The following is a 3,273-nucleotide window of genomic DNA, read 5'->3' as shown; positions in this document are numbered from 1 at the left end:
TATTTATTGAACATATCTATCACCCTTTAAAAACTTATTGAAATCTATGTTTTTATAATATCATTCATAAAGAAATACTTCAAGAAAAATTAAAATATTGTGAAAATACTCAATATTTGTGATATAATTTGACTAACTTATTATTGGGGGGATAATTTTGAAAAATGTTCGGGAAAATATCATAAAATTGTTATCTGATTTAATTAAAATCTACAGTCCTTATTTTGAAGAAGATGAAATAATGGAATTCACTTACAATTGGCTGAAAGAAAGAAAGATTCCAGTTAAGTATCATAAGTATAGTGAAGATAAGGTGACAAAATTTCAAGGAACAAATGTAGTCGGTAATATTAAAGGGCAGGAAGGAGGATTGAAAATATTATTGAATGGACATTTGGATACAGTTACAATTAGTCAAGGTTGGACTAAAGATCCTTTAAAACCAACTATAGAAGGCGACAGGCTATTTGGTCTAGGAGCATTAGACATGAAAGGTGGTTCAGCAGCAATAATGATAGCATTAGAAGCTTTTGTACGGAATGTTAAGGATTTTAAAGGAGAAATTGTTTATACCTTAGTTTCTGATGAAGAAGGGCCTTATGGATTAGGTACAGATGCCACTATCCTTGATGGATTGACGGAAAATATTGATTTTTCAATAGTAGCAGAGCCAAGCAGTGGATTTGCAGATATTGAGTTTCCATGTCTATGTTTAGGAGCCAGAGGTGGATATAATTACAAGGTGAACCTTTATGGTAAATCTAGTCATGCTGCAGCACCAGAATTTGGAATAGACGCTATTTTAGATGGAGCTAAGTTGATTTGTGAACTTGGAAAGGTAGAATTAAAACAAGATCCTCAATTAGGTAAAGGATCCTTAGTAGTTATTGAAACTTCAGGAGGTGGAGCAGCTTGTTCTGTAGCAGAAAAAGCAAGTTTCACAGTATTTAGGCATGTGGTTAGGGGAGAAGATAAAGAATTTTTAATTAAAGAAGTAAAAGAAGCAGCTAAAAAGGCAAATATTAAAAGTGAATATACAATAGAATTTAGAGACGTACCTCATGATGGGGTAGATGGATTTAAACCTTATACAGTAGATGAAGAGAACCCATTTACAAAAGAATTACAAGAAACTATCAAAAAGGTAACAGGAACATATGGAACCATAGCTTATTTTTCAAGTATGGGGGATTTTAATTATTTAGGAACTAGAACCGATGCTCCTGTATTTATCTTTGGACCATATGGGAAAAACTATCATTCTCCAGATGAATGGGTATCTATAGATAGTTTAGTAAAAACTTCTCAAGTAATTTATGATTTATTAGTGAAATTATTGAAAGTTTAAATTTGTAAAAGTCAAAAGCTATTATTGGCAAATATAGCCAATAATAGCTTTTTTTCTATTTTTGAATAAATTTTATATAATTACAAAAAATATAGAAACTTAGCAAATATGAAAGGAGGCAAAAAATGAAAAAATTTACTATAATAACGATGATTCTAGTATTAGTATTTGTATCTATACTCATGTTTTATGAACCAAATGGTTTTTTACAAGAAGCTGTAAATAAATATAATACCTATTTTGCACCAAGAGTATTATATTGGGGAACTCAAGGGCAAGATGTAAAAAATGTTCAATGGCAATTGGTAAAATGGAAATATTTAATTGGGACAGTAGATGGTGTTTATGGGGCAGAAACCTATAGAGCAGTACGAAGGTTTCAGGCTAAAAATGGACTTAGAGTTGATGGGGTAGTAGGGCCTCAGACAGCAGCGGCATTAGGGATAACCTTAACAGGAGCAGCACCGGCTTCAGCCCAAGGTATAAATAGACGAGGCGATGAATATCTTTTGGCCAGAACTATCCATGGAGAGGCTAGAGGAGAACCTTATATTGGGAAAGTAGCAGTTGCAGCAGTAGTGCTAAATAGGACTAGAAGTCCTCAATTTCCTAATACAGTAGCAGGGGTAGTATATCAGCCTTTAGCTTTTACTGCGGTAGCTGATGGGCAAATCAATTTAACTCCAGATAAGGATTCCATTAAAGCAGCGAGAGATGCTTTAAATGGTTGGGATCCTACCTATGGATGTCTTTATTATTGGAACCCAGCTACCGCTACTAGTAGATGGATTTGGTCTAGGAAAGTAACATTAAAAATTGGCAAACACTGGTTTGGACTATAGGAGGTGAAAAAATGAGAAAAAGAAGATGGTGGTTAGCTCCCAGTATATTAGGTATAGCTTTAATAGTAGCAATAGCTTGGGGTTATAATGAATATGCAACTAAAAATAAATTAGGTGTAGCATTAGAAAATCAGTATCAAAGATTATTTTTTGATGTAAAGAAACATGTGGAAAATGTTCAGGTGAATCTATCTAAAGCTATGTTATCTAAATCAAGAGATCAAAACGTATTATTGCTTTCCCAGATAATGAATGAGGCTTATTTTGCTCAAGATAAATTAGGGCAAATGCCTGTAACCCATGCAGAGACAGCAAAGACTGAAAAGTTTTTAAATCAGGTTGCTGATTATAGTTATTATTTAATTCAAACCCATGTAAAAGGAGAGCCTCTAACTAATGAACAAATTGCATCTTTAGCTAATCTACAGCAAAACTCTGCTACATTTAATGATGAATTAGCTAAGCTTCAATCTGAATTAGCAGACAAAAACTTTTTATTTGGCTCTCTCAATACTCGTCAAAACAAAAGAGTGCAAGAAGGAAATGAAAAGATATTTCAAACATCTTTAGTTAATATAGAAAAAAATATGGGGGAAACTCCTGAACTGATTTACGATGGACCTTTTTCTGATCAAATGTTAAATAGGAAACCAGTAGGATTAGAAAATAGAGATGTATCAAGAGATGAAGCAGAAAAGACGGCTATAGATTTTTTTGGTGCTAATAGAGTTGAAGATATAGATACCTTTGAAGAAGGAGAAGATATATCAGAATCAAGAATACCTTCCTATACATTTAATTTATATCCAAAAAATACCTCTAAAGAATTAGCAGTATATATGGGAGTATCTAAAAAAGGTGGTCATGTACTATGGATGGCTAATCCAAGGGCGGTACCTAAAGGAGATCTAACTATAGAAGAAGCGCAAAATAAGGCTCTTGATTACCTAAGAAAAAAAGGTTTTGACAGTATGGAACCCAATTATTATTTAAAATATGATGGTACTGTATTGTTTAATTTTGTATATAAAGAAGAAGATGTGACCATTTATCCAGATTTAATAAAAGTAAAAGTAGCCTTAG

General features: G+C 32.7%; 3 protein-coding genes. All 3 read left to right on the top strand.

Annotated features, from left to right (window positions below):
- Positions 1 to 157 precede the first annotated feature (157 nt).
- Positions 158 to 1,348: a M20 family metallopeptidase gene (locus VK998_RS09380; protein WP_325227871.1), complete on the top strand. Its 1,191-nt coding sequence runs from the start codon at positions 158 to 160 to the stop codon at positions 1,346 to 1,348.
- Between the two features lie 125 nt (positions 1,349 to 1,473).
- Entirely contained in the window at positions 1,474 to 2,190 is a 717-nt protein-coding gene (sleB, locus tag VK998_RS09375; protein WP_325227870.1) for a spore cortex-lytic enzyme, read from the top strand.
- An 11-nt stretch (positions 2,191 to 2,201) separates the two neighbouring features.
- The coding region (gene ypeB, locus VK998_RS09370; protein ID WP_325227869.1) for a germination protein YpeB at positions 2,202 to 3,273 on the top strand (1,072 nt) is incomplete at its 3' end.

The sequence above is a fragment of the Schnuerera sp. genome (assembly GCF_035459645.1).
Taxonomy (GTDB): Bacteria; Bacillota; Clostridia; order Tissierellales; family Tepidimicrobiaceae; genus Schnuerera.
Note: the sequence above shows the minus strand (reverse complement) of the source record. Positions and strands in the feature narration are given on the sequence as shown.

Excerpts from the sequence above, each read along its gene's own strand:
- sleB (WP_325227870.1), top strand. The coding sequence starts at position 1,474 with ATGAAAAAATTTACTATAATAACGATGATTCTAGTATTAGTATTTGTA.